At 66.8% G+C, this 22828-nt stretch carries 15 protein-coding genes; 10 read left to right on the forward strand and 5 right to left on the reverse strand.

All coding sequences use genetic code 11. From position 1 onward, the window contains the following. Positions 1 to 42: 42 nt before the first annotated feature. The 3 genes from ABIA70_RS09940 (at position 43) to ABIA70_RS09950 (ending at position 4352) form a co-directional block, all read left to right on the forward strand. The gene (locus ABIA70_RS09940) at positions 43 to 1401 is read left to right on the forward strand and encodes an MFS transporter (RefSeq protein ID WP_354147445.1); all 1359 of its coding nucleotides are present in this window, start codon (positions 43 to 45) and stop codon (positions 1399 to 1401) included. Between the two features lie 76 nt (positions 1402 to 1477). Then, complete coding sequence (locus ABIA70_RS09945; protein WP_354147446.1) at positions 1478 to 2794, forward strand: DUF4192 domain-containing protein; 1317 nt, start codon at positions 1478 to 1480, stop codon at positions 2792 to 2794. 238 nt (positions 2795 to 3032) lie between these two features. Beyond that, complete coding sequence (locus ABIA70_RS09950) at positions 3033 to 4352, forward strand: RNA polymerase sigma factor (protein ID WP_354147447.1); 1320 nt, start codon at positions 3033 to 3035, stop codon at positions 4350 to 4352. Between the two features lie 215 nt (positions 4353 to 4567). On the opposite strand, the gene ABIA70_RS09955 is transcribed toward ABIA70_RS09950, so the two are convergent. After that, entirely contained in the window at positions 4568 to 4789 is a 222-nt protein-coding gene (locus tag ABIA70_RS09955) for a DUF7455 domain-containing protein (protein ID WP_354147448.1), read from the reverse strand. A 256-nt stretch (positions 4790 to 5045) separates the two neighbouring features. Here ABIA70_RS09955 and ABIA70_RS09960 point away from each other — a divergent pair, with 256 nt between their 5' ends. Then, positions 5046 to 7154, forward strand: coding sequence for a DNA gyrase/topoisomerase IV subunit B (locus tag ABIA70_RS09960; RefSeq protein ID WP_354147449.1), 2109 nt, complete (start codon positions 5046 to 5048; stop codon positions 7152 to 7154). Between the two features lie 13 nt (positions 7155 to 7167). Here the strand turns inward: ABIA70_RS09960 and ABIA70_RS09965 are convergent, their stop codons facing one another. Both ABIA70_RS09965 and ABIA70_RS09970 read right to left on the reverse strand, forming a co-directional pair. After that, positions 7168 to 8166: a M56 family metallopeptidase gene (locus ABIA70_RS09965; protein ID WP_354147450.1), complete on the reverse strand. Its 999-nt coding sequence runs from the start codon at positions 8164 to 8166 to the stop codon at positions 7168 to 7170. A gap of 6 nt (positions 8167 to 8172) precedes the next feature. After that, positions 8173 to 8559, reverse strand: coding sequence for a BlaI/MecI/CopY family transcriptional regulator (locus ABIA70_RS09970; RefSeq protein WP_354147451.1), 387 nt, complete (start codon positions 8557 to 8559; stop codon positions 8173 to 8175). Between the two features lie 290 nt (positions 8560 to 8849). Between ABIA70_RS09970 and ABIA70_RS09975 the strand changes: the two genes are divergently transcribed. From ABIA70_RS09975 to ABIA70_RS09990, 4 genes are read left to right on the forward strand one after another with little or no spacing between them, the layout of a single operon-like run. Next, a complete protein-coding gene (locus ABIA70_RS09975; RefSeq protein WP_354147452.1) occupies positions 8850 to 10448 on the forward strand; it encodes a cytochrome ubiquinol oxidase subunit I in 1599 nt (532 codons plus the stop codon). 33 nt (positions 10449 to 10481) lie between these two features. Further along, complete coding sequence (gene cydB / locus ABIA70_RS09980; protein WP_354147453.1) at positions 10482 to 11531, forward strand: cytochrome d ubiquinol oxidase subunit II; 1050 nt, start codon at positions 10482 to 10484, stop codon at positions 11529 to 11531. 8 nt (positions 11532 to 11539) lie between these two features. Further along, the gene (cydD, locus tag ABIA70_RS09985) at positions 11540 to 15115 is read left to right on the forward strand and encodes a thiol reductant ABC exporter subunit CydD (protein ID WP_354147454.1); all 3576 of its coding nucleotides are present in this window, start codon (positions 11540 to 11542) and stop codon (positions 15113 to 15115) included. Positions 15116 to 15171: 56 nt separating this feature from the next. Continuing rightward, positions 15172 to 16164, forward strand: a complete 993-nt coding sequence (locus ABIA70_RS09990; RefSeq protein WP_354147455.1) for a GNAT family N-acetyltransferase — start codon at positions 15172 to 15174, stop codon at positions 16162 to 16164. Between the two features lie 43 nt (positions 16165 to 16207). On the opposite strand, the gene ABIA70_RS09995 is transcribed toward ABIA70_RS09990, so the two are convergent. Together ABIA70_RS09995 and ABIA70_RS10000 are read right to left on the reverse strand one after the other, a co-directional pair. Then, positions 16208 to 16726, reverse strand: a complete 519-nt coding sequence (locus ABIA70_RS09995) for a DinB family protein (RefSeq protein ID WP_354147456.1) — start codon at positions 16724 to 16726, stop codon at positions 16208 to 16210. Positions 16727 to 16735: 9 nt separating this feature from the next. Beyond that, positions 16736 to 19243, reverse strand: coding sequence for a DNA gyrase/topoisomerase IV subunit A (locus tag ABIA70_RS10000; RefSeq protein ID WP_354147457.1), 2508 nt, complete (start codon positions 19241 to 19243; stop codon positions 16736 to 16738). A gap of 90 nt (positions 19244 to 19333) precedes the next feature. Here ABIA70_RS10000 and ABIA70_RS10005 point away from each other — a divergent pair, with 90 nt between their 5' ends. Together ABIA70_RS10005 and ABIA70_RS10010 are read left to right on the forward strand one after the other, a co-directional pair. Beyond that, the gene (locus ABIA70_RS10005) at positions 19334 to 22018 is read left to right on the forward strand and encodes a bifunctional acetate--CoA ligase family protein/GNAT family N-acetyltransferase (protein ID WP_354147458.1); all 2685 of its coding nucleotides are present in this window, start codon (positions 19334 to 19336) and stop codon (positions 22016 to 22018) included. A 41-nt stretch (positions 22019 to 22059) separates the two neighbouring features. Then, positions 22060 to 22806 carry a DUF5998 family protein gene (locus tag ABIA70_RS10010; protein ID WP_354147459.1) on the forward strand — a complete coding sequence of 249 codons (747 nt, stop codon included), beginning with the start codon at positions 22060 to 22062 and terminating at the stop codon, positions 22804 to 22806. The last annotated feature ends 22 nt before the right edge of the window (positions 22807 to 22828 follow it).

Genomic DNA, 22828 nt, shown 5'->3' on the forward strand with positions numbered 1-22828 from the left:
CCTCTGCGGCGCAGCATCCGTCCGCCCGGGCATAATGTGGGGGTGACTGCACCCCGCGCCTGGCTGATTTGGACCATCGGAATCTTTGCGTATCTGGTTGCCGTCTCCCAGCGCACGTCATTCGGTGTGGTGGGGCTTGAAGCCACCGAGAGGTTCCACGCCGGGGCCTCCGCCATCTCCTTCTTTACCGTGCTGCAGCTGCTGGTCTACGCGGCCCTGCAGATTCCGGTTGGCCTCCTGGTGGACAGGTTCGGTTCGCGGAGGATGATCGCCGGCGGGGCCGTTCTGATGGGACTCGGGCAGCTGCAGCTGGCCTTTGCCGACAACATCCCCGGGGGAGTGGCAGGGCGCGTCCTTGTGGGCGCCGGCGACGCCATGACCTTCATCTCCGTGATCCGCCTGATTCCCCTGTGGTTCGCTCCGGCGCGGGTTCCCCTGGTCACGCAGCTGACCGGCATGTCCGGCCAGCTGGGGCAGCTCATCAGCGTGGTGCCCTTCGCGTTTGTGCTGCACTCCTTCGGCTGGACCCCGGGCTTCCTGATGCTCGCCGGCCTGTCCGGACTGGCTGTGGTGCTCGTCGTGGTGCTCCTCCAGGACCACCCGCCCGGAGCGCCCGTCCACGGGAAGCAGCAGGGGCTGCGGGAAACCGGTGCGACCCTCGCGAGGGCCTGGCGGCAGCCGGGAACACGGCTGGGGATGTGGAGCCACTTCACCATCCAGTTCAGCGGCACCGTGTTCGCCATGACCTGGGGCTATCCCTTCCTCATCTCGGGACAGGGGCTGGACGCCCCAACCGTGGCCGCCCTGATGTCGCTGTATGTGGCGTCGGCCATGGCCGTGGGCCCCTTTTTCGGCCGGTTTGTGTCCAGGCACCCGCTTCGCCGGTCCACCATGGTCCTGCTCATCGCCGGGTCCACGGCTTCGGCCTGGGCCGCGGTCCTGCTGACACCCGGCCCCGCCCCGCTGTGGCTCCTGGCCTGCCTGGTGATGGTCCTGGCCATCGGCGGGCCGGGGTCGATGATCGGATTTGATTTTGCCAGGACCTTCAATCCGGCACACAGAATCGGCACCGCGACGGGAATCGTGAACGTGGGCGGCTTCATCGCCGCGCTCGTGGCCATCTTCCTGATCGGGCTTGTCCTCGATGTGCTGCTGGCCACCGGTTTTTCGCAGGGCGTCCTCTACGGGCTGGACCCGTTCCGTATCGCCCTCAGCGTCCAGTTCCTGCTCCTTGGCTTCGGTTCGGTCATGATGCTTGCCTGCCGCCGCAAGGTCCGGCGCCAGATGGCAGCCCAGGGCGTTGTGGTGGCGCCCCTACTGCAAGCCATGGCGCAGCAGCGCCGGGTGAACCTCGCCAACCGGCGCCAGCCGCCGCGTCCGGGGGACGCGGAGGACAACTAGTACAACGCGGGGCGGCTTTTCCACATACCGGCACCGGCCCCTTTGCCTGTGCCTGCGGTAGGCCAAAGCTGGAGTCATGACATCTCCAGAACACCTGACCGTCCGAGGCCCCGAAGACATCCTCGGGTTCATTCCGCATTCCCTGGGGTACTGGCCGGCGGACAGCCTGGTTGCCATGACCCTGCAGGGGAGCCGGCTGGGAGCTACCCTCAGGCTTGACCTGCCCGGTCCCGAAACCCTCGCCGACCCCCGCGACTACGCCCTAACAGTGCGCGACTACCTGCTGGCGGACCACCATGCCGACGCCGCCCTCCTGGCACTCTTCACCAACGAAGGCTGGATGGAACCACCCGGAACCTATGACGGTCTTCTGGCAGCCCTGGGCAGCGTCCTGGACTCAGCGGGGATACCCGTTCGGGATGCGTGGTACGTCGGCGATGCCTACTGGCGCGACGCGCACTGCACCGGCCCGGCCTGTTGTCCGTCGCCTGGCCGGCCCGTCCAAACGATCCGGGACAGCATGCTCAACGCAGAGATGGTTTTCCGCGGAAGCAGCGTGGGACCCGCGCCTGCGGACGGCTCCCACCGGGCAACGGTGTCGGACGCGGACCGGGCTGCCATCCTGGCCTCCGAAGCCACCTGGGCCGCGCAGCTTGACCGGCGCCGGGGGAGCAGGGCGCAGTTCTGCAGGCTCATGGTGCACTGGGAGGCATTGCTGGCGAACCTTCCCGCGGAACCGCTGGCCCCAAGTGACGTCGCCTACCTTCGGGCCTCGCTGGCGGTCCCCGCGTGGCGGGACGCCGTCCTGGTGATGGCAGCGGCGGGCACACCGGCAGCGTTGGCGGGCGCTGTTGCGTTCGGCATCTTCGACGCCGGTTGCACGCTGGACCCCGTGGGCCCGGCACCCCTTGGGCCGGCACCCCTTGGACCGGCACCCCTTGGACCGGCACCCCTTGAGCAGGAGCCACCAGGAACGGCACCCCTTGGGCTGGAGCCTCCGGGCACACCGCTGCCTGGATCCTGGCTTCCGGGCCCGCAACCTGGCGCTGATGCCGACGACGGTCCCGACGTTCCGGGATACGGCGAGGTGCTGCTCGGGCGCGAGCCCGTGCTTCCGGCCTGGTCCAGGCTGAACAGCCTGGACCAGGCCCTCGAGCAGCTTTGGGCCTGCGGCGGCGAGGCCGGTGCCGCCGCACTGACCGGCCAGGGGTGGATCGCGTGGTGCAGGGGCCGGGGCTCCTACGCGGCGGCATATCTCGCCAGAGCGCTGGAGGAAGAGCCGGGCTACCGGCTGGCGGAACTGATGCTCGAGCTGGTCCGGCGGGGCACGCTCTGCGGCTGGGCTGCACGCAGGGAAGCAGCCTGGCAAAGGTTCGAACCGGACGCGGCCTAGCCGCAGTCCTTGAGGTCCTGGCAGCAAAACCGTGAGACAATGGTTGCCGAGACCCGGTTGGGTCCGTGAATCAAGTGCTTGTAATTGGCCCTTTCCGGGAACATTACGGCCGCTCCGGCAGTTCTACTTGTAGACTCTGCTGGCCGTGGTTGCACCTGATATTCATCACGGACTTGACAGGGTCATAGTGGTGTTGCCCGTATGGTGATTCCACAGACCGCCGCTAGAAAGGTTTTCTGTGACCCCGTCTTCCGCGAAGAAGGAACCCGCCACTCAGGACGAGTTGTCCCCTGAGGAGAAGCAGGCTGCAACGAACGCCAAGCGAGCAGCGACGCGGGCAGCCAATAAAGCCGTCAAGGATGCCGCCGGTGATGCAGCCGCGGACGGTAAGCCTGAGCCCAAGAAGCGCGGGCCCAAGCCCGGCGCCAAAGCCGCGGCCGAAGCCGCCGGAAAGTCGGGACGCAGCGCCTCGGACTCTGACGAAGATGACGCCGATGAGGATCTCGACGACATCATCATTGAAGGTGCCGGCGACGACAGCGAGATCGATGCCGCCAAAGCTGCCTCCGCGGCCACGGGCAAGGGCTTCGTTTACTCCGATGCCGATGATGACGACGCCCCTGTCCAGCAGGTAATGTCCGCGGGCGCCACCGCCGACCCCGTGAAGGATTACCTGAAGCAGATCGGCAAGGTTGCGCTGCTCAATGCCGAGCAGGAAGTTGACCTCGCGCTCCGGATTGAAGCCGGCCTGTTCGCCGAAGAGAAGATCAACGCTGACGACGGCTCGATGGATCCGAAGTTCAAGCGCGAACTTGAGTTCGTCATCCACGATGGCAAGCGTGCCAAGAACCACCTGCTCGAAGCCAACCTTCGTCTCGTGGTCTCGCTGGCCAAGCGCTACACCGGCCGCGGCATGCTGTTCCTGGATCTCATCCAGGAAGGCAACCTTGGCCTGATCCGTGCAGTGGAGAAGTTCGACTACACCAAGGGCTTCAAGTTCTCCACGTACGCCACCTGGTGGATCCGACAGGCCATCACCCGCGCCATGGCTGACCAGGCCCGCACCATCCGTATTCCGGTGCACATGGTTGAAGTCATCAACAAGCTGGCCCGCGTGCAGCGCCAGATGCTCCAGGACCTGGGCCGCGAACCCACGCCCGAAGAGCTTGCCCTGGAACTGGACATGACTCCGGAGAAAGTCGTGGAGGTCCAGAAGTACGGCCGCGAGCCCATCTCGCTCCACACCCCGCTGGGTGAGGACGGCGACTCAGAGTTCGGCGACCTCATCGAGGACTCCGAAGCCGTGGTCCCTGCAGACGCAGTGAGCTTCACGTTGCTGCAGGAGCAGCTGCACTCCGTGCTGGACACGCTGTCCGAGCGCGAAGCCGGCGTGGTGGCCATGAGGTTCGGCCTGACCGACGGACAGCCGAAGACTTTAGACGAAATCGGCAAGGTATACGGCGTCACGCGTGAGCGTATCCGCCAGATCGAATCCAAGACGATGTCCAAGCTGCGCCACCCCTCGCGGTCGCAGGTCTTGCGGGACTACCTGGACTAAGCGGCCCCGGGCAACGCGGGATCACCTTCCACCTCTCATCTTCGGATCGACGGGGAGTCAGGTGGTCCCGCGTTTCCTCTTTTGGCGGGCCCGACTTATAACGGTCAGGTTCCTGCACGCCCGGTTAAAGAAGGCCAGGGGTTAAAGAAATCAGGACCCCTCCAGCCGGAGGGGTCCTGAGATGCTTTTGCCAGGTGCGGCCGACGCCCGTAGGGTCAGTCGACTGCGACAGGAGCCTTCTCGTGAAGCCGTCCCGTCTCATCGTGCCAGCCGGAGCTCAATGGCTTCAGCGTAGCCTCGACTCCGCGGGCGTGGTGGCCGCAGAAAAGCAGCTCACCACCGGAGGACTCGAGTACAACGCGGACATATGCCTGTGCTCCGCAGCGATCGCACCGGTCCAGTGCGTTCAGTGTGCGGTCTGCCACTGCTGTTGTCATGTCGGCCTCCTTAGTAGATCTGTACCTCTATGTAACCAGTATTCGTAGCAAAACCGTCGCAAGGATGGGACAAGTTCGCTGTCCGCGTAGCCACAAGACTGCATCAAGGGCCGCAAGTCCGGTCACGGAACCATAACGAGTGGCACTGCCCACACCCCTGCCAGGAGTGGCAGACCGGCCCGCGGGGTCGGGCCGACTAGGCTTGAAACGGCGCCCGCAGCGCCGGCTGTTCCGTCACTGAAGGAGTTCACAACCCGTGGCACCAAGTTCTGATTACACCGCCCGGCACCTTTCCGTACTGGAGGGCCTCGAGGCCGTCCGCAAGCGCCCGGGCATGTATATCGGCTCCACAGACTCCCGCGGCCTGATGCACTGCCTCTGGGAGATCATCGACAACTCCGTCGATGAAGCCCTGGCGGGCTTCGGGCACGACATCAAGATCATCCTGCACGCCGACAACTCAGTGGAAATCCACGACGACGGCCGCGGCATCCCTGTGGACGTCGAACCCAAGACCGGACTCACCGGCGTCGAGGTGGTCTTCACCAAGCTGCATGCGGGCGGAAAGTTCGGCGGCGGTTCGTACACGGCCTCCGGGGGCCTGCACGGTGTGGGCGCATCAGTGGTGAACGCCCTTTCCGCCCGCCTCGACGTTGAGGTGGACCGCGCCAGCAAGACCTACAAGATGTCCTTCCGCCGCGGCGAGCCGGGCCGGTTCAAGGACCAGGGCACGAAGCTTGACCCGTCGGCAACGTTTGAGCCCTTCGTGGACGGCTCGGTGCTGGACGTGGCGGGCAAGGCAAAGCGCGGTGTCACCGGGACGCGCATCAGGTACTGGGCAGACCGCCAGATCTTCACGCCCGATGCCAGGTTCTCGTACGACGAACTCGCTGCCCGGGCACGGCAGACCTCCTTCCTTGTGCCGGGCCTCAGGCTCACCGTCAGGGACGAACGCAGGCTGCCAGGAACCCCGGGAGAAGCCGGACCGCACGAAGAGGTATTCCACCACGACGGCGGCCTTTCAGAATTTGTGGAGTTTCTCGCCGCCGATCCCGCGGTGACCGACACCTGGCGCCTGCATGGTTCCGGGAAGTTCAAGGAAACGGTGCCCGTCCTGGATGAGCGGGGACACAGCCAGCTCGCCGAGGTCGAACGTGACTGTGAAGTGGACGTGGCGCTCCGCTGGGGCATCGGGTACGACAGCACAGTGCGCAGTTTCGTGAACATCATCTCCACTCCCAAGGGCGGCACTCACCAGTCCGGTTTCGAGCAGGCCCTCGTCAAGACCTTCCGCAAGGCCGTGGAGGCCAACGCCCGCAAGCTCAAGGCGGGCAACGACAAAATCGAAAAGGACGACATCTTTGCCGGCATGACCGCCGTCCTGACGGTCCGGCTGGCCGAGCCGCAGTTTGAGGGCCAGACCAAGGAAATCCTGGGCACCTCTGCTGTCCGTGCCATCGTGGCCAAGGTGGTGGAGCACGAGATCAACGCGAAGCTCAACTCCGCCAACCGGAACGACAAAGCCCAGTCGGCGCTGCTGCTCGAGAAGATCGTCAGCGAGATGAAGTCCAGGATTTCCGCGCGCGTGCACAAGGAAACCCAGCGGCGCAAGAATGCGCTGGAAACTTCCTCGATGCCCACCAAGCTCGCAGACTGCCGCACTGACGACGTCGACCGTTCCGAGCTGTTCATCGTGGAAGGGGACTCCGCGCTGGGAACCGCCAAACTGGCACGGTCCTCGGACTTCCAGGCGCTGCTGCCCATCCGGGGAAAGATCCTGAATGTGCAGAAGGCGTCCGTTGGCGACATGCTGTCCAACGCCGAATGCGCGGCCCTGATCCAGGTGGTCGGCGCTGGTTCGGGCCGCAGCTTCGATCTGGCGGCCGCCCGCTACGGGAAAGTCATCCTGATGACGGATGCGGATGTCGACGGCGCCCACATCCGGACGCTGCTGCTCACCCTGTTCTTCCGGTACATGCGGCCCATGATCGACGCAGGCCGCGTTTTCGCCGCCGTGCCGCCGCTGCACCGGGTGGAAGTCATCAATGCCGGGCAAAAGGCCAACGAGATGATCTACACGTACTCCGAGGCTGAGCTCCACGGGCTCCTGGCCCGGCTCGCAAAAGAAGGCAAGCGCTACAAGGAACCGATCCAGCGGTACAAGGGCCTGGGTGAAATGGATGCCGGACAGCTCGCGGAGACCACCATGGATCCCCGGCACAGGATGTTGCGCAAGGTGGGAATCGAGAACGCCAAGCACGCGGAGGACACCTTTGACCTTCTGATGGGGTCCGACGTTGCCCCGCGGAAGGACTTCATCATCGCCGGCGCCTCCAGCCTGGACAGGGAGCGGATCGACGCCTGACTGCCGCCGGACCTCAGCCCAGCAGGCCCGGCACGACCAGCAGCGCGGTGGGCAACGCCAGGAGCAGCACGCAGCCGGCCAGGACCGCACCGCGGGCAGCCGCGGGCAGCGGCGGCTGGGGTGAAAGCAGCCTGCTGACCCGGGAAACCGTGGTGCGGGCAGAACCGGACACGGCTCCTGACGGGGCTTCAAGCCCGGTCAGGGAGAGGTGAGCGTGAGGCGCCGGCAGTCCCGGCGCCGCCATGGCGGCCATTCCGCCGGAGGGGCCGCTGGCCACGATGGCGATCGCCTTGATGAGGGTTGCCTTGCTCTCGGTCCGCAGGGCAACGTCGTCGGCCAGCATCTCGATCAGCGAGTTCACGGATTCCTGTGCCAGCCGCGTGGTGGGAAGCCAGGGCAGCGCCTGGCGCCAGGCGGCGAAAGCCCAGAGCAGGAGGTGGTGGCGCTGGCTGAGGTGCGCGTTCTCGTGGATCAGGACGGCCCGCAACTCCGCGGGCTCCAGGGCGGCCATCAGGCCGTCCGAGAGGACAGTCACGGAACGTGCCCCGCCGGGCAGGCAATAGGCCACCGGCGAATCGTGGCTGATGACCATCGTTCCGGTGCCATCCGCGGACGGCGAGGCGAGGAGCGACAGGAGTTCCCGGTGCCGGCGCCGCTGCCGCTCGATCCTGTAGTACGTCAGCAGCAACGTGAACACCAGATGGGCCAGGAGCAGCGCGGCGGCGGACAGCGCGAAAATATGCCAGAAGCCAAGAGCCGTCGTGGGCGCATTGAACAGAACCATGCCGGCCAATGCCCGGAGCCCTGCGATCAGGTTGTCCCCGATCGGCTCAAGCCCGTAGACGAGCATTGCGCCAATCATCGACAGACCACCGGCAAGGGCGATGGCCTGCCACAGGAGCATGGCCGTAAACGGCGAGCGGGCAGGCCACGAGGCGCGGGAAAGGAAGACAGGCACTGGCCATGCCAGGACTATCGCGAGGACCGCCAGGAGGTACGAGGTCCAGAACATGGTCCCCTAGACGTGGCCAAGCAGTTTGCGCAGGGTCTCCGCTTCACTTGCGGTCACCGATCCAATGAAGCGGGCCAGCACGGCCTCGCGGTCCGGGGCTGAGCCCAGCACTTCATGCATCAGTTCGGCTGTATGGTCTTCCCTGCTGGACACAGCCTGGTAGCGGTGTGGCCGCGTGCCGCGCTCCCGCTCCACGAGGCCCTTCTTCTCCAGCCGGGAGAGGACGGTCAGAACCGTGGTGACGGCAAGTTCCTTGCCCTCATGGCCAGCGACGCCGCCCTGCGCACCAGTGCTTTGCGCCAGTTTGTCGCGCAGGGTATTCGCGGTGGCTGCTTCATGGCCTGCCCAGAGCAGATCCATCACTGCCCGTTCCAGTTCGCCAAGACTTGCCATTGCCATACATCCTTTAATTTTCCCTGCACCGGGTGGCCGAACGGCCGCGGTGACTGCCTACGAATACTACAAATACAAGAACAAATTTACCCGGTTTCGCGCTGAATTTCTACGTACGGTAGAAAGCCGCGCCGCGGAGGGTCCCCCGGACGCCGCTTCGGAGGTCTTGTGGGCTCCGCGACTCCATGCAACTGTGTGTTTTACAGCGCCTGCCGCATTGTTCTACACTCGGTAGAAGTTGTACTTCTACGAATCGTAGAAGAGTTGAACCGCCAACACGAGGAACTGCCTTGGAAGCTTTGGACATCGCACGCTGGCAATTCGGGATCACCACGGTCTACCACTTCATGATGGTGCCGCTCACCATCGGCCTGGGGCTGGTGGTTGCCCTCATGCAGACCGCCTGGCACCGCACCGGCAAGCAGGAGTACCTGCGGATGACGAAGTTCTGGGGCAAGCTGTTCCTCATCAACTTCATCATGGGCGTGGCAACGGGCATCGTTCAGGAGTTCCAGTTCGGCATGGCCTGGAGCGAATACAGCCGGTTCGTCGGGGACGTCTTCGGAGCCCCGCTGGCACTCGAGGCACTGCTGGCGTTCTTCGTCGAGTCCACCTTCCTCGGCCTGTGGATCTTTGGCTGGAAGCAGCTCAAGCCCGGCATCCACCTTGCCTGCCTCTGGATCGCTGTGGTTGGTTCGGTGTTCTCTGCGTACTTCATCATTGTTGCCAACAGCTGGATGCAGCACCCGGTGGGTGTGGAGCTGGTCGACGGCCGTCCCGTCATGACGGACGCGTGGGCAGTGTTCACCAACAACACGGCCCTGGTGGCCGTCCCGCATACGCTGATGGGCGCGCTGGCGGTGGCCGGCGGCTTCCTGCTGGGCATCGCCTGGTACCACCTCTGGCGGCGGAGGCGGGACGGCATTGACACCGTGGGCGCCGACGGCAGGGTGGTCCCGGGTGAAGCTGCCATCCCGGGCCGGGACCGGACCGACCACACCGTATGGATCAGGTCCCTGCGGATCGGCGCGGTGGTCGCCATGATCTCCTTTGCCGGTACTGCGCTCACCGGTGATCTCCAGGGCAAGCTGATGTTTGAGCAGCAGCCCATGAAGATGGCCGCCGCCGAGGCTGCCTGCCACGACGGCACCGGGTTCTCGGTACTGAGCGTCGGAAACCTCGGCTCCAGGAACTGCGACGAGATCGTGGCCCTGATTGAAGTCCCCGGCATACTTTCATTCCTCGCCAAGGGCGACTTCACCACCGAGGTCCCCGGCGTGAACGGACTCCTGGACCAGTACAAGGCTGACTACGGAACGCATCTCCCGGACAACCCGATCTACGGCGAGCGCGCCGGCCAGGAAATTGAATACGTCCCCGTCATGGAGGTCACCTATTGGGGCTTCCGCATGATGATCGGATTCGGCGGCCTCGCAGCGCTGGCCGCGCTGGTGGCCCTGTGGATCACCAGGAAGGGGACGGTGCCCGAATCGCGCTGGCTGATGCGGCTCGCGGTGTTCGGCATCCTGGCGCCCTTCGGGGCAAACGCGGCCGGCTGGATCTTCACGGAGATGGGCCGCCAGCCGTTCGTCGTCGCCCCGAATCCGGACCTGAACGGCATAGACCAGGTATTCATGTTCACCGCCGCTGCGGTCTCACCCGGTGTTTCCGCCGGGGAACTGCTCACCTCCCTCATCGTCCTGACGGCGGTGTATGCACTGCTGCTGGTGGTGGAAGTGAAGCTGCTTGTCACCTACATCCGGGGCGGCGTGGTGTCCGGCATGCCCGAAGTGGTGCACGCCCCCGCTGACGAAAACGAGGACGAAACCCCGGGCGGCAAGGGCGGCGGCCAGAAGCCCGCCGACGACGTCCTGTCTTTCGCCTACTGATTCGCAGAACAAGAAGAGCTGAGGATACACAGAATGGAACTGCTGCCCACCATCTGGTTCATCGCCATTGCGGTGTTGTGGACCGGCTATCTCTTCCTGGAAGGCTTCGACCTGGGGGTGGGAATGCTCATGAAGATCTTCGCCCGCGACAATACCGAGCGGCGGGTGCTGCTGAACACCGTCGGGCCCGTCTGGGACGGCAATGAGGTATGGCTGCTGACGGCTGGCGGTGCAACCTTTGCTGCCTTCCCGCTCTGGTACGCCTCACTGTTTTCGGCCCTTTACTTTCCGCTGCTGGTGGTGCTGGTGGCACTGATCTTCCGAGCCGTGGCCTTCGAGTACCGCGGCAAGGTGGACACTGAAAGCTGGCGCGCCCGCTGGGACTGGGCCATCGCGCTGGGCTCCTTCTTTGCGGCCTTCGGCGTGGGAGCGGCCCTGGCCCTGACCACCACAGGACTGCCGCTGAACGCCAACGGTGACCGGGTGGGGGACTGGCTTTCCTGGTTCAGCGGCTACGCCGTGCTCGGCGGACTGGCGGTGGTGGGCTTCTCCCTGCTGCACGCCCTGGCATTCCTTGCACTGAAGACCGACGGCGAAGTCCGCCTTCGTGCCCGGCACTGGTTTGTCCGGCTGCTTCCGGTCCTGCTGCTCCCCATTGCTGCCTGGGCCGTCAGCGTCCAGTTCCGGAACGGTGAACCGTGGACGTGGGCTTCGGTCATCCTGGCAGTCGGGGCGGCGGTTGCGGCCTGGCTGCTGGCCCGTAACGGCTCCGAGGGGCGGGCGTTCATGGCCATGGGCGGGTTCCTCCTGCTGGGCTCGGCATCCATCTTCGGCGCAGTGTTCCCCGTAGTGCTCCCCTCCACCCTGGACCCTGCCTTCGACCTGACGGTCACGAGTGCTTCCTCGTCCGACTACACCCTGGGGCTCATGAGCATCGTGGCCGCCGTCGGCCTGCCGCTCGTGATCGCGTACCAGGCATGGACCTACTGGGTGTTCCGGAGACGGGTGGGCGCGGACCACATTCCGGCCGCGCACAGCTTCCTGCCCGCCATCGCAACCAAAGCCTTCATCAGGAACGGCTGAGCCTGCCCGTGCGCCCAGAATTCCCTGCCGGACCCGCGACCCGTTCCGCCGTCTACTGGCTCGGCCTGCTCGCATCGCTCAAGGCGTTGTCCCTGATCCTCATGGGACAGGCGGTGGCTGCCATGCTCGCCGGGCTCGCCACCGGTAACGGCGCCTGGCAGGACCAGCTTCCGTGGGGCCTGGCAGGAGTCGTCCTGAGGTCGGCCACGGTGTGGGCGCAGGGGATCGCCGCACGCCGCGCCGCCCTGGGCGTCAAGGAGCAGCTCAGGTCCGAACTGCTGGCCCGTGCCCTGCGGAACCGTGTACGCACCACCGGCCCGGCCGACGGCGGCCTCGCCGTCCTGGCCACCCGGGGCCTGGATGCGCTGGACAGCTACTACACCCAGTTCCTGCCCGCCCTCGTGAACTGCGCCACGATCCCGCTGCTGCTCGGGGCGCGCATCCTCTTCGAGGATTGGGTCAGCGCCGTTGTGATCGTCCTGACCGTTCCGCTGGTCCCGCTGTTTATGGTGCTGATTGGACGTTACACCGAGGACCACGTCCGCGAGGCACAGGAATCCCTGACACGGCTGTCCGCCCACATGCTGGAGCTGGCCAAGGGGCTGCCGGTCCTGGTGGGCCTGGGCCGTGCCACCGCGCAGCGCAAAGCACTGGAGGAGATCTCCGGGGAATACCGCACCAGGACGATGGGGACATTGCGCACCGCGTTCCTCTCCGCCCTGGCGCTGGAACTTATCGCCACGATTTCGGTGGCTGTGGTGGCCGTCTTCATCGGCGTCCGCCTGGTGCACGGCGACATGGCCCTCGAAGCCGGCATCCTGGCCCTGATCCTCGCGCCGGACTGCTACCTTCCCCTTCGCGAACTGGGCACAGCGCACCATGCCAGCGATGACGGCCGGGCAGCGCTCGCCGCGGCCCGGACGGTCACTGACGCACCCGAGCCGCGGCCCCTGCCCGCAGTGTCGCCGGACGACGACGGCGGCAGTCTTTCCGTGCCCGTCTCCCGGGGAGTGACGGTCACCGGCCTCACGGTCACCTATGCGGGCAGGGCCGCGGCCGCCGTCGGGCCAGTGACCTTCACGGCCCCGCACGGAATGATCACTGCCTTGGACGGACCCAGCGGCGCCGGCAAAAGCACAGTCCTTGGCGTGCTGGCCGGGACGGTGGGCGACGGCGCGGGAACCGCCGTGTCCGGCCGCATTTCCGGCCTGGACCGCAGCGCGGTCGCGTGGGTTCCGCAGCACCCGGTCATGGTGGCCGACTCCGTGCTCGAGGAGGTCACTCTCTACCTCCACGGTGGAAAGGGCAGTGTGCGATCGGGCAGTGCCGGATCAGACGCCGCAGAATCTGTCACCCCGGCTGCTGAAGGGACGGCCCGTGAATGCCTGACCGCGGCCGGCGCCGGCCACCTTGCCGGCAAGCATCCGGCCGAACTGAGTCCGGGGGAGCTCCGGCGCGTTGCACTGGCCCGCGGCCTGGCCCGGATCAGGGCAGGGGCCACCGTCCTGCTTCTGGACGAACCGACCGCCCACCTGGACGCGGCCTCGGCGGCGCTGGTGCAGGAGTCCATCCTTGCGCTGCGCGGACGGGTCACCGTGGTCCTGGTGGCCCACGACCAGCGGACCCGCGGGCTGGCTGACCATCTGGTTCCGGTGTCATCCCGCGGCCTGACAGCAGCTGCCGCGATCACCGGGATGCCGGAGGCGGCCGGCCCCGGCCCGGGTGTGACCCCGGGTGCCACCAGCCCGGCAGGCAACACCGGGGACCAGCAGGCTTCAGGGCCTGCCGGTCCGGGCGTGCCGCTGCCCGCAGGAACGGCACAGTCCACGCCCGTCACCCGGCTCCTGTCCAGCCTGCTGTCCCCCGTGGCAGGCAGGTTCACCGGTGCCGCCGTGGTGGGCACCCTCGCCGCCCTTTTCGCCGTGGCGCTGTCCGGTCTGTCCGGCTGGCTCATCATCAGGGCCAGCGAACAGCCGCCCATCCTGTACCTGCTCACAGCCATCGTCGGGGTTCGGTTCTTCGGGATCGGGCGGGCCGTCCTCCGCTACTGGGAACGGCTCCTGCTGCACGACGCCGTCTTTGCTGCCCTCACGCGGCTCCGCGGCCGGCTCTGGGAATCGCTGAGCCGCAAGGCTTTGTCCCTGCGGCGGCTCCTGCAGGGCGGCAACGTCCTGGGCACGGTGATTGACGACGTCGACACTGTCCGTGACCTGCTGCCGCGCGTGGTCCTGCCACCTGTCACTGCCTTGGCGGTGGCCGGTGCGGCACTGCTGGCCACCACCCTGGTGGCGCCGGCGGCGGTGCCTGCGGTTGCCATCGCGGCAGCAGTGAGCCTGGTCGTGGCGCCATTGTTCGCCCTTTGGGGCGACCGACGGTCGGCGACGGCGGAACAGCTGCTGCGCGCCGGAGTCCTGCGGCGCACCTCCGCGGCCCTGGACGCCCGGGCGGAACTGCATGCGAACGGCATTGCCGCAACAGTCCTGGACGCACTGCGGTCCGAGGACCGCACGGCAACCCGGGCGTCCCAGCGATCGGCCTGGGCGGAAGGCCTCGGCCAGGCCTTCACGGTCGCTGCCTGCGGCACGGCGGCGCTGTTAGCGGCCGCGCTCACGGCCCCCCAGGTCATTGCCGGCGCCATGGAACCCGCCACCGCGGCGGTGATCGTGCTCCTGCAGTTGGCACTCGTGGAACCGTACGCAGCAATGACGACGGCGGTCCGCCAGTACCCGGCCCTGCGGGCAGTCATGCGGCGGGTTGCGGAGTCGGGCGTGCTTGACGCAACCCCCTTGGAGGCCGCAGCAGCTGACGGTCTGCACGAAGTCCCGCCACGGCCCGGCGCCGCCCCCGGTGTGGAACTGTCCAGCCTGACGGCTTCCTGGCCTGGCGGCGGAACGGTGTTCTCCGGAGTGTCCGCCACGGCTGCTCCGGGCACCTGGCTGGCGGTAACCGGGCCTTCCGGCGCCGGCAAGTCCACCCTCCTCGCGGTGCTGCTGGGCTTCATCCCGGCCTCGGGAGGCAGGGCCGCGGTTACCGGGAAGGCAGCCTGGTGTCCCCAGGAGGCGCACCTCTTCGATTCGACCCTGCGCGGCAACCTGCTGCTGGGCATTCCGGCTCCGGCCGCTCCCGCCCCCGGAGACACGCGCGACGCGGGGCCCCGGGATCCGGGGGACAAGGGCACAGAGCCGTTCGCAGCCCGTGACGCGGACCTCGCCGCAGCATTGGACGCCGTCGGACTGGCTGCACTGGTGTCGCGGCTCCCGGAGGGGCTGGATACCCGGATCGGCCCGGGCGGATCATTCCTCAGCGGCGGCGAGCGGCAGCGGCTGGCCGTCGCACGGACAATCCTGACGGGCGCCGAAGTGATCCTGCTGGATGAGCCCACGGCCCATCTGGACGCGGAAGCAGGACGGGAAATGCTGGCCGACCTCCGCACCGGCCTCCAGGACCGCACGGTGGTCATGGTGACCCACAACCCGGCCGACATCCACCCGGATGACACGCTGCTGGACCTGTCCGCCCCTCCACGGACGTGCGGCGCGGACAACTCCCGGCTCCGGCATCCGGAGGGGAGCCTTCTGGCGTGATGCAGGCTCGTGATGCAGGCGCCTGATGTATGCGGGTGGTGTCATAGCCTGATGTCATGAACCAGGAGCCAAGGGTGGACTTTCAGGAGCTTCAGTGGCGGCAGGCAAGCGCTTCCGACGTCCCGGCGTGGGCCGTGCTGATCGCACGGACGGCCGCCGCGGAACGTCCCGTCTGGCACGAACGCGAGGCAGACCTCCAGCAGCACGCGGAGTCCCGGAAGAATCCGCTGGCCACCCATGCCGTGCTGGGCCTGGACGGCGACGGCGTCATCCGGGCCTACGCCCGGCTTTCCAAGAACCCGGACGCGGAGAAGGCGCACGGATTCGGCTGCGTTGACCCGGCGTGGCAACGCCGCGGGGTGGGAGCGGCACTGCTCGGCTGGCTCGAGCAACGCACCCGGCAGCGCTTCGCCGAGGACACCGCCGGCACCGGCGTGCCAGTGGCCCCGCGCCTTCGGATCGGCACCGAGCAGCAGCACGGGCACCAGGCCAGGCTGCTGGAGTCAGCGGGCTACACGGTGGTCCGCTATTTCAACGAGATGCACCGGCCCCTGGACCAGCCGCTGCCCGCGAACGTCCTGGGAAACGGGCTCGTGCTGGCGGCTGTGGCGCCGGACCTGCATGAACAGGTCCGCCTTGCGCACAATGAGACTTTCCGCGACCACTGGGGCAGTGAACCGCGCGATGAAGAATCCTGGTCCTTCACCGTCAACCATCCGCTCGCCCGGCCCGATCTGGGCGCGGTTGTCCTGGACGCCGTCAGCGGGGCAGTGGCCGGATACCAGCTGGCTTCCCACGATCCGGATCTTGCGGCCCGCCGCGGAGTCCGGGAGGGCTATACGGAACTCCTTGGTGTGCGCCGGGAATACCGCGGACGGGGGATCGCGCAGGCGCTCCTGGCCGATGCCATGCACCGTTTTTCCGGGGCCGGAATGGACGTGGCCTCACTGGACGTGGACTCGGAAAACCCCACCGGCGCGCTGGCCCTGTACACCAGGATGGGCTACCGGGCGGTCAACACCAGCATGGCCTGGGACAAAGAGCTTTAGTCAGCGGTCCATGGTTAATCCACGACGGCTTGCCCGCCACGGCTTATCCATCCACATCGTGGAGGTGGTGCACCACATCGTGGAGGAAGTACTGCGCCAAGGTCAGGACGGTGAATTCGGATCCGTTGCTGCGCAGGCCCTTCCGTCCCCAGTCGGACTCCCTGACGCCTGAGAACGACTCCGCGATCTGTTCACCCTCCGCGGTCAGCTCGGCGCTCACCACCGCGGGGTCGGCATTGGCGTAATCCATCTCGACGGCCGTGCGGTCCTGGTCCCAGTCCTCAAACTGTGCGTCGTCGGAATCGAGCATGAGGTTCAGCCGCTGGTCGAAGAGCGTGAAGACATCACGGACGTGGCACGCGTACTCCAGCGGCGACCACGTGTGATCGTCAGGCCGTTCGGCCACCTCGGGACGCCGCAGGACTGCCCGCCAGCGTGGGAGCAGGTTCCGGATGGTCGCAGGGACGGTGGCCGGTGTTGCCGTGGCGAGGTCGAAGGAGCACTCAGGACAAGGCCGGGTCAGGACCCAGGTCCAGTCCTTTTCATCAGGAATGATAGGCATGGCAGCAGTCTAGGCGGGATCGGGCCACGCCATGGCAGGGCCCACCACATCCACTGCCTGGGAGAGCGGGATTCCGGACCCGTCCCGCCGGCCGTGCTCCTGCGGCAGTGACCTTGCAACGCCCGCCAGCGACGACGCCTTCGCAGGTCCGTGTCCTGCCCACGCGAGCAGCAGCATGTCCTCGCCCTTGAGGAACCGGTGGGCGCGGACCCCGGCTGTGGCGCGGCCCTTCGCGGGATACTCGGCGAAAGCGGTCACTTTTGCTGCCCCCGGAGCCGTGCCCGGCAGGGCGCCGTCGGTGCCCGCGATGGTGACAACAACGGCGTCGTCGTCGTTGGCATTGACCGCACCGAAGAACAGCACGGAATCGCCGGCGCCGAGCTTGATGCCGGCCATGCCGCCTGCCGTCCGGCCCTGCGGACGGACGTTGGCCGCGCTGAACCGGAGCAGTTGCGCTTCGCGGGTGAGGAACACCAGTTCGGTGTCGTCCGAACCCGCGGGGGCAACGCCCACCACGAGGTCCTTGTCCTTGAGCGCGATGACTTCCCAGTCCTCCCGGTTCAGCGGGTATTCCGGTTGGACGCGCTTGACGATGCCCTGCGACGTACCGATGGCCAGGACTTCATCCAGCGGGGCGAAGGCCACCAGCGTTTCCCCCTTCAGCAGGGTGATGAAATCCTTGGCCTGCACACCGCCGGCAAGGTTGGGCAGGCCGGACATCGGCGGCAGTACCGGCATGTCCATGACCTGCAGCCGCAGCATCCGGCCCTGGGAGGTCACGGCAGCGATTTCCCCGCGCGCCGACGTTTTTATCACGGAGCGGAAAACATCGTGCCTGGAACGCGGCCCGGCCTCGGCCAACGGCTCCTGGTTGGACGTGCGCGCGATCTGGCCGGACGCCGTGAGGATCGCCCAGCAGGGATCGTCAGCGATTTCCAGAGCCAGGGGCGCGGCCTTGCCCTTCACACCCGGCGCGGCCAGGGCGGCGGCGACGGTGGGGGAGACGGCCTCTGATTCGAGCAGGACGGTGCGCCGCGGCGTGCCGTACTTTTCGGCGATCTCGCCCAGCTCGGTGGAAACGAGTTCCCGCAGCCGCTCTTCCGAGCCGAGAATGGCTTCGAGCTCCGCGATCTCACGGCGCAGCTCATCCTGCTCCTTCTCCAGCTCGATCCGGGAGTACTTGGTCAGCTGCCGCAGCCGCAGTTCCAGGATGTAGTTGGCCTGGATTTCCGAGAGGTCGTAAATGGACATCAGCCGTACCCGGGCAGCCGCAGCTTCATCCGAGGACCGGATGATCTGGATGACCTCGTCGATGTCCACAATGGCGATCAGCAGGCCCTCGACGAGGTGCAGGCGGTCCTTCTTCTTAAGCAGCCTGAACGCGGTCCTGCGGCGCACCACGTCGATCCGGTGGCCCACATAGACCGACAGCAGGGCCACGAGCCCGAGCGTCTGGGGCTGGCCGTCCACCAGGGTGACGTTGTTGATGCCGAAGGAGTCCTCCATCGGCGAGTAACGGTAGAGCTGTTGGAGGACGGCGTTGGGGTTGAACCCGTTTTTCAGCTCGATGACCAGGCGCAGGCCATGCTGGCGGTCCGTCAGGTCAACGATGTCGCTGATGCCGGTCAGCTTCTTCCCGTTGACGGCGTCCTTGATCTTCTCGATCACCTTTTCCGGGCCCACCATGTACGGCAGCTCGGTGACCACCAGGCCGGTGCGGCGGGCCGAAAGCTGCTCGATCTCCACCTTCGCCCGGGTCTTGAAGGAACCGCGCCCCGTGGCATAGGCATCGCGGATGCCGTCCAGGCCCACGATCCGGCCGCCGGTGGGCAGGTCAGGTCCGGGGACAAACCGCATCAGGTCATCCAGGCTCGCGTCCGGATGGGCGATGAGGTGGCGCGCGGCCGCGATGACTTCCACCAGGTTGTGCGGGGCCATATTGGTGGCCATGCCAACGGCGATGCCCGTGGCTCCGTTGACCAGCAGGTTGGGGAACGCTGCCGGCAGGACATCGGGCTGGGTCAGCTGGTTGTCGTAGTTGGGGACGAAGTCAACGACGTCTTCGTCGAGGTGGTCGGTGAGGGTCAGCGCCGCTGCCGCGAGGCGCGCCTCCGTGTACCGGGGAGCGGCCGGGCCGTCGTCGAGCGAGCCGAAGTTTCCATGGCCGTCAATGAGGGGGAGCCGCAGCGAGAAGTCCTGGGCCATGCGCACCATGGCGTCGTAGATCGCAGTATCGCCATGGGGGTGGAGCTTGCCCATCACCTCGCCCACCACGCGTGCGCTCTTGACATGGCCGCGGTCCGGGCGGAGGCCCATTTCGCTCATCATGTACAGGATCCTGCGCTGGACCGGCTTGAGGCCGTCACGGGCATCAGGCAACGCCCGGGAGTAGATCACCGAATACGCGTACTCGAGGAACGAGCCTTCCATTTCGGACGTGACGTCGATGTCCACGATGTTCTCGACGAAATCCTGGCTGGCATCCCCGGCGGGGGTAGGGCTTTGGCGGCGGGCCATAGGGCGGGCGGATCCTTCTGGGGGTACTGGTTTTCGATCTGGTCGTCAGGCAACGGGTCGGCGGCGGATGTTTGTGGTTAGGCTAAGCCTATGGTGGATCAGCCCGGGGACGGCGTATATCCGGAACATTGGGAGGCCGATGTCGTTCTCCGGGACGGTGGAACCGCCCATCTGAGGCCCATCCTTCCGAGTGACGCGGACGCGGTCCAGGCCTTCCACACCGGGCAGTCGCAGAACTCAATTTACATGCGCTTCTTCGCCTTCAAGGCCCGCCTGTCCAGCAAGGAGCTCAAACGTTTCACCGAAGTGGACTACAAGGACCGGGTGGCGCTGGTGATCACCTTCCGCGGTGAAATCCTCGGGATCGGCCGCTACGACAGGCTGGATGATCCCGCCGAGGCCGAAGTCGCCTTCAACATCGCCGACGCCCACCAGGGCAGGGGCATCGGCTCCATCCTGCTCGAACACCTGGCCACCGCGGCCCATGAGAACGGGATCCGCCGCTTCACCGCCGAAGTGCTGCCGGAAAACCGCAAGATGCTGATGGTCTTCGCTGACGCAGGCTACGACGTCAAGCGCCACTTCGATGACGGGGTCGTCAGCCTTGAGTTCAACATCGACCCCACGGAGAAGTCCCGGGCCGTGATGGAATCACGCGAGCACCGCGCGGAGGCCAGAAGCGTCCGGGACCTGCTGGCGCCGTCGTCCGTTGCAGTCATCGGTGCCAGCCGCAAATGGGGAACCGTGGGTTACCAGCTGCTGGAGCACATCATCGAGGGCGGCTTTCCCGGGCCGGTCTATGCCATCAACCCTGAGGCGTTTGAGCTGGCCGGAATGATCTCCTTTGCCCGGCTCTCCGACGTCCCGGACCACGTGGGGCTGGCCATCATCGCCGTCCCCTACGAGGAAGTGGCAACGGTGGTGGACCAGTGCGCCGCGGCTGGAGTCAAGGGAGTAGTGATCGCCACCGCGGGCTTCGAGGACGACGGCGCACGCGGACTTTCGCGCCAGCGCGACCTGGTCCGCAAGGCCAGGGCCAGCGGCATGAGGGTCATCGGTCCGGCTTCGCTGGGAATCGTGAACACCCACCCCGATGTCATGCTGAACGCGTCCATGGCTCCAACCATGCCGCGGCGCGGCGGCCTGGGCCTGTTCAGCCAGTCGGCGGCCATCGGCGTTTCCCTCTACGCCGCCTCAAGCCGGCGGCGGCTGGGCCTGTCCACGCTGCTGTCGGCCGGAAACAGGGCTGACGTCTCCGGCAACGACATGATGCAGTTCTGGGAGGACGACGCCGACACCACGGCCGTGGGCCTGTACCTGGAGTCGATCGGGAACCCACGCAAGTTCTCCCGGATCGCCCGGCGGCTGGCACGCACCAAACCGGTGGTGGTGGCCAAATCCGAGACCATGGGCCTGCGCCTGCCGCCCGGGCATGCCGTCCGGACCACCCAGGCGCCCGCCGGAGCGCTGGACGCCATGATGCGGCAATCGGGGGTCATCAGGGTGGAGACCATCGAAGAGCTGATGGACGTCGCGCAGGTGGTGGCAGGCCAGCCCCTGCCCGCGGGGCCCGGCCTGGCCATCTTCAGCAATTCGCTGGCACTGGGCAAAGTGGTCGCTGACAGCGCCGCGGCGCACGGCCTGGAGGTGGACGGCATCGTCACCGAAGTGGACCTCGACGCCGGCATGTCACTGGCGCTGCCAGCCCTCAAGCGCAGGCTCCAGCAGACCCTCGCCTCGGACAGGGTGCACTCTGTGGTGGCTGCCCTGCTGCCGGCGCGGGGACTGACGGTGGACCACATCGCCGAGGTCCTGGCCGAATGTTCTGCCGCTGCCGGAAAGCCCGTCGTGGCCGCATTCACCGGCATCCTTGATCCCTCCGTCTACGTGGAGGGCATGATGGGAGCCGACGGCCGCGCAGTTCCCTGCTTCTCCAACCCCGGCGCAGCCGTGGCCGCGCTCGCCGCCACTGTGCGCTACGCCGAATGGGTGGCGCGGGACCCGGGCCATTTCGTGGAGCCCGAAGGCTGCAGCCCCGAAAATGCGCGGATCCTGCTGGAGCAGCTGCTCCACGACGTTCAGGGCGAACAGCTCAAGACGCTGGACCCGGAGTCCTCGTCCGCCCTGCTGGCGCACTACGGCATCCCGGTGCTGCCGTCCGCCAGGTTCGAATCGGAAGAGGAAGCCGTGGAAGCCGCCGGCCGGCTTGGCTTCCCGGTGGTCCTGAAGACCACGGACCCGGCACTGCGCCACCGCCTTGACCTGGGCGGAGTGCGCCTGGACATCGAAGACCCGGATTCCCTCCGCCGGAACATCGCCCAGATGCGGCGCTCGCTGGCCCCTTACGGTTCCAGGGCTTTGGAGGTGCAGTCCATGGCACCGGTTGGCCAGGCCTGTACATTCCGTGCCATTGAGGACCCGCTGCTGGGACCGGTGGTCTCCTTCGGGCTGGCCGGTGACGCCGTCAACCTGCTCGATGACTGGGCGCACCGGGTGCCGCCCCTGTCCGCTGTTGACGTCAAGGACTTCATCCGGGCACCCCGGGCCGCGCGCAAGCTGTTCGGCTACCAGGGACTCCCCGCTGTGGATGTTGATGCCCTGGAAGATCTCGCGGGCCGGCTGGCATGGATGAAGGACAACCATCCGGAAATCGCCCTGGTGGAATTCAACCCCGTCCTGTGCGGCCCTCAGGGCGTGTCCATCCTCGCGGCGGACATCCGGATCGGCAACGCAGCCCAGCGCACTGACAGTGCCCGCCGGGCGATGCTGGGCTGAGGCGGTTAGCAAGTCCCCGGCCGATCTGTGAAAATGGGGGAATGAGCTCACAGCCTCCCCAGTCAACGCCTTCCACGCCCGGCAGTGACAACCTGGCAACCCGCCCCCACAGCTCACAAAGCCATACGCCCCAGGGGCAGAGCCTGGACGGCGCCCTCCAGAAAGCCGGCTTCTACCCCCTGCTGGTGGCCGACGTCGTTGACGACGCCCTGGACGGCCGCGAATGCGTGGCCCACCTCGTGCACCTGGAAACCCACTTCGACCGGGCCGAGGTCCGCAGGCACATCACCGTGCTGGTACTGACCTCGGACATGCTGGTGATCACCCACGTGGACGACCAGCAGCTCGATGAAGCGGGCGAACAGACTGTCGCCCAGATCTCCACCGAGTCCGTGCCGGTCGCCCAGATCCGGTCGGTCGTCCTGAGCTACATGTACTCCCAGCCCCAGGACTACAAGCCCTCGGATCCGGTCCGGGAGCTCACCCTCGCCATCGCCTGGTCCGGCGGCCAAAGGCTGGACATGGGCCCGGCAAGCTGCGGTGATCCCCAGTGTGAGGCTGACCACGGCTACAGCGGAACCATCGCCCAGGAGGACATTGTCCTTCGCATCAGCGCCGAAGCCGACGGCCTGCAGGCAGTACAGGACGCCAAGCTCTTTGCCCGTGCCCTGCGGGCGGTGAACACCGGCTCCACGGCGCCGGTGGCCCACAACGGCCAGACCCTCCAGCCCCGCCCGAGGACGGGCGTTTTTGGAAACCGGCTGAGCCGCGGGCACCAGCAGCGCTGAGATGCCGGACCAGGGAAAAACA

Origin of the sequence: Arthrobacter sp. 754 (assembly GCF_040548695.1) — a bacterium.
In the GTDB taxonomy this organism is placed as follows: Bacteria; Actinomycetota; Actinomycetes; order Actinomycetales; family Micrococcaceae; genus Arthrobacter.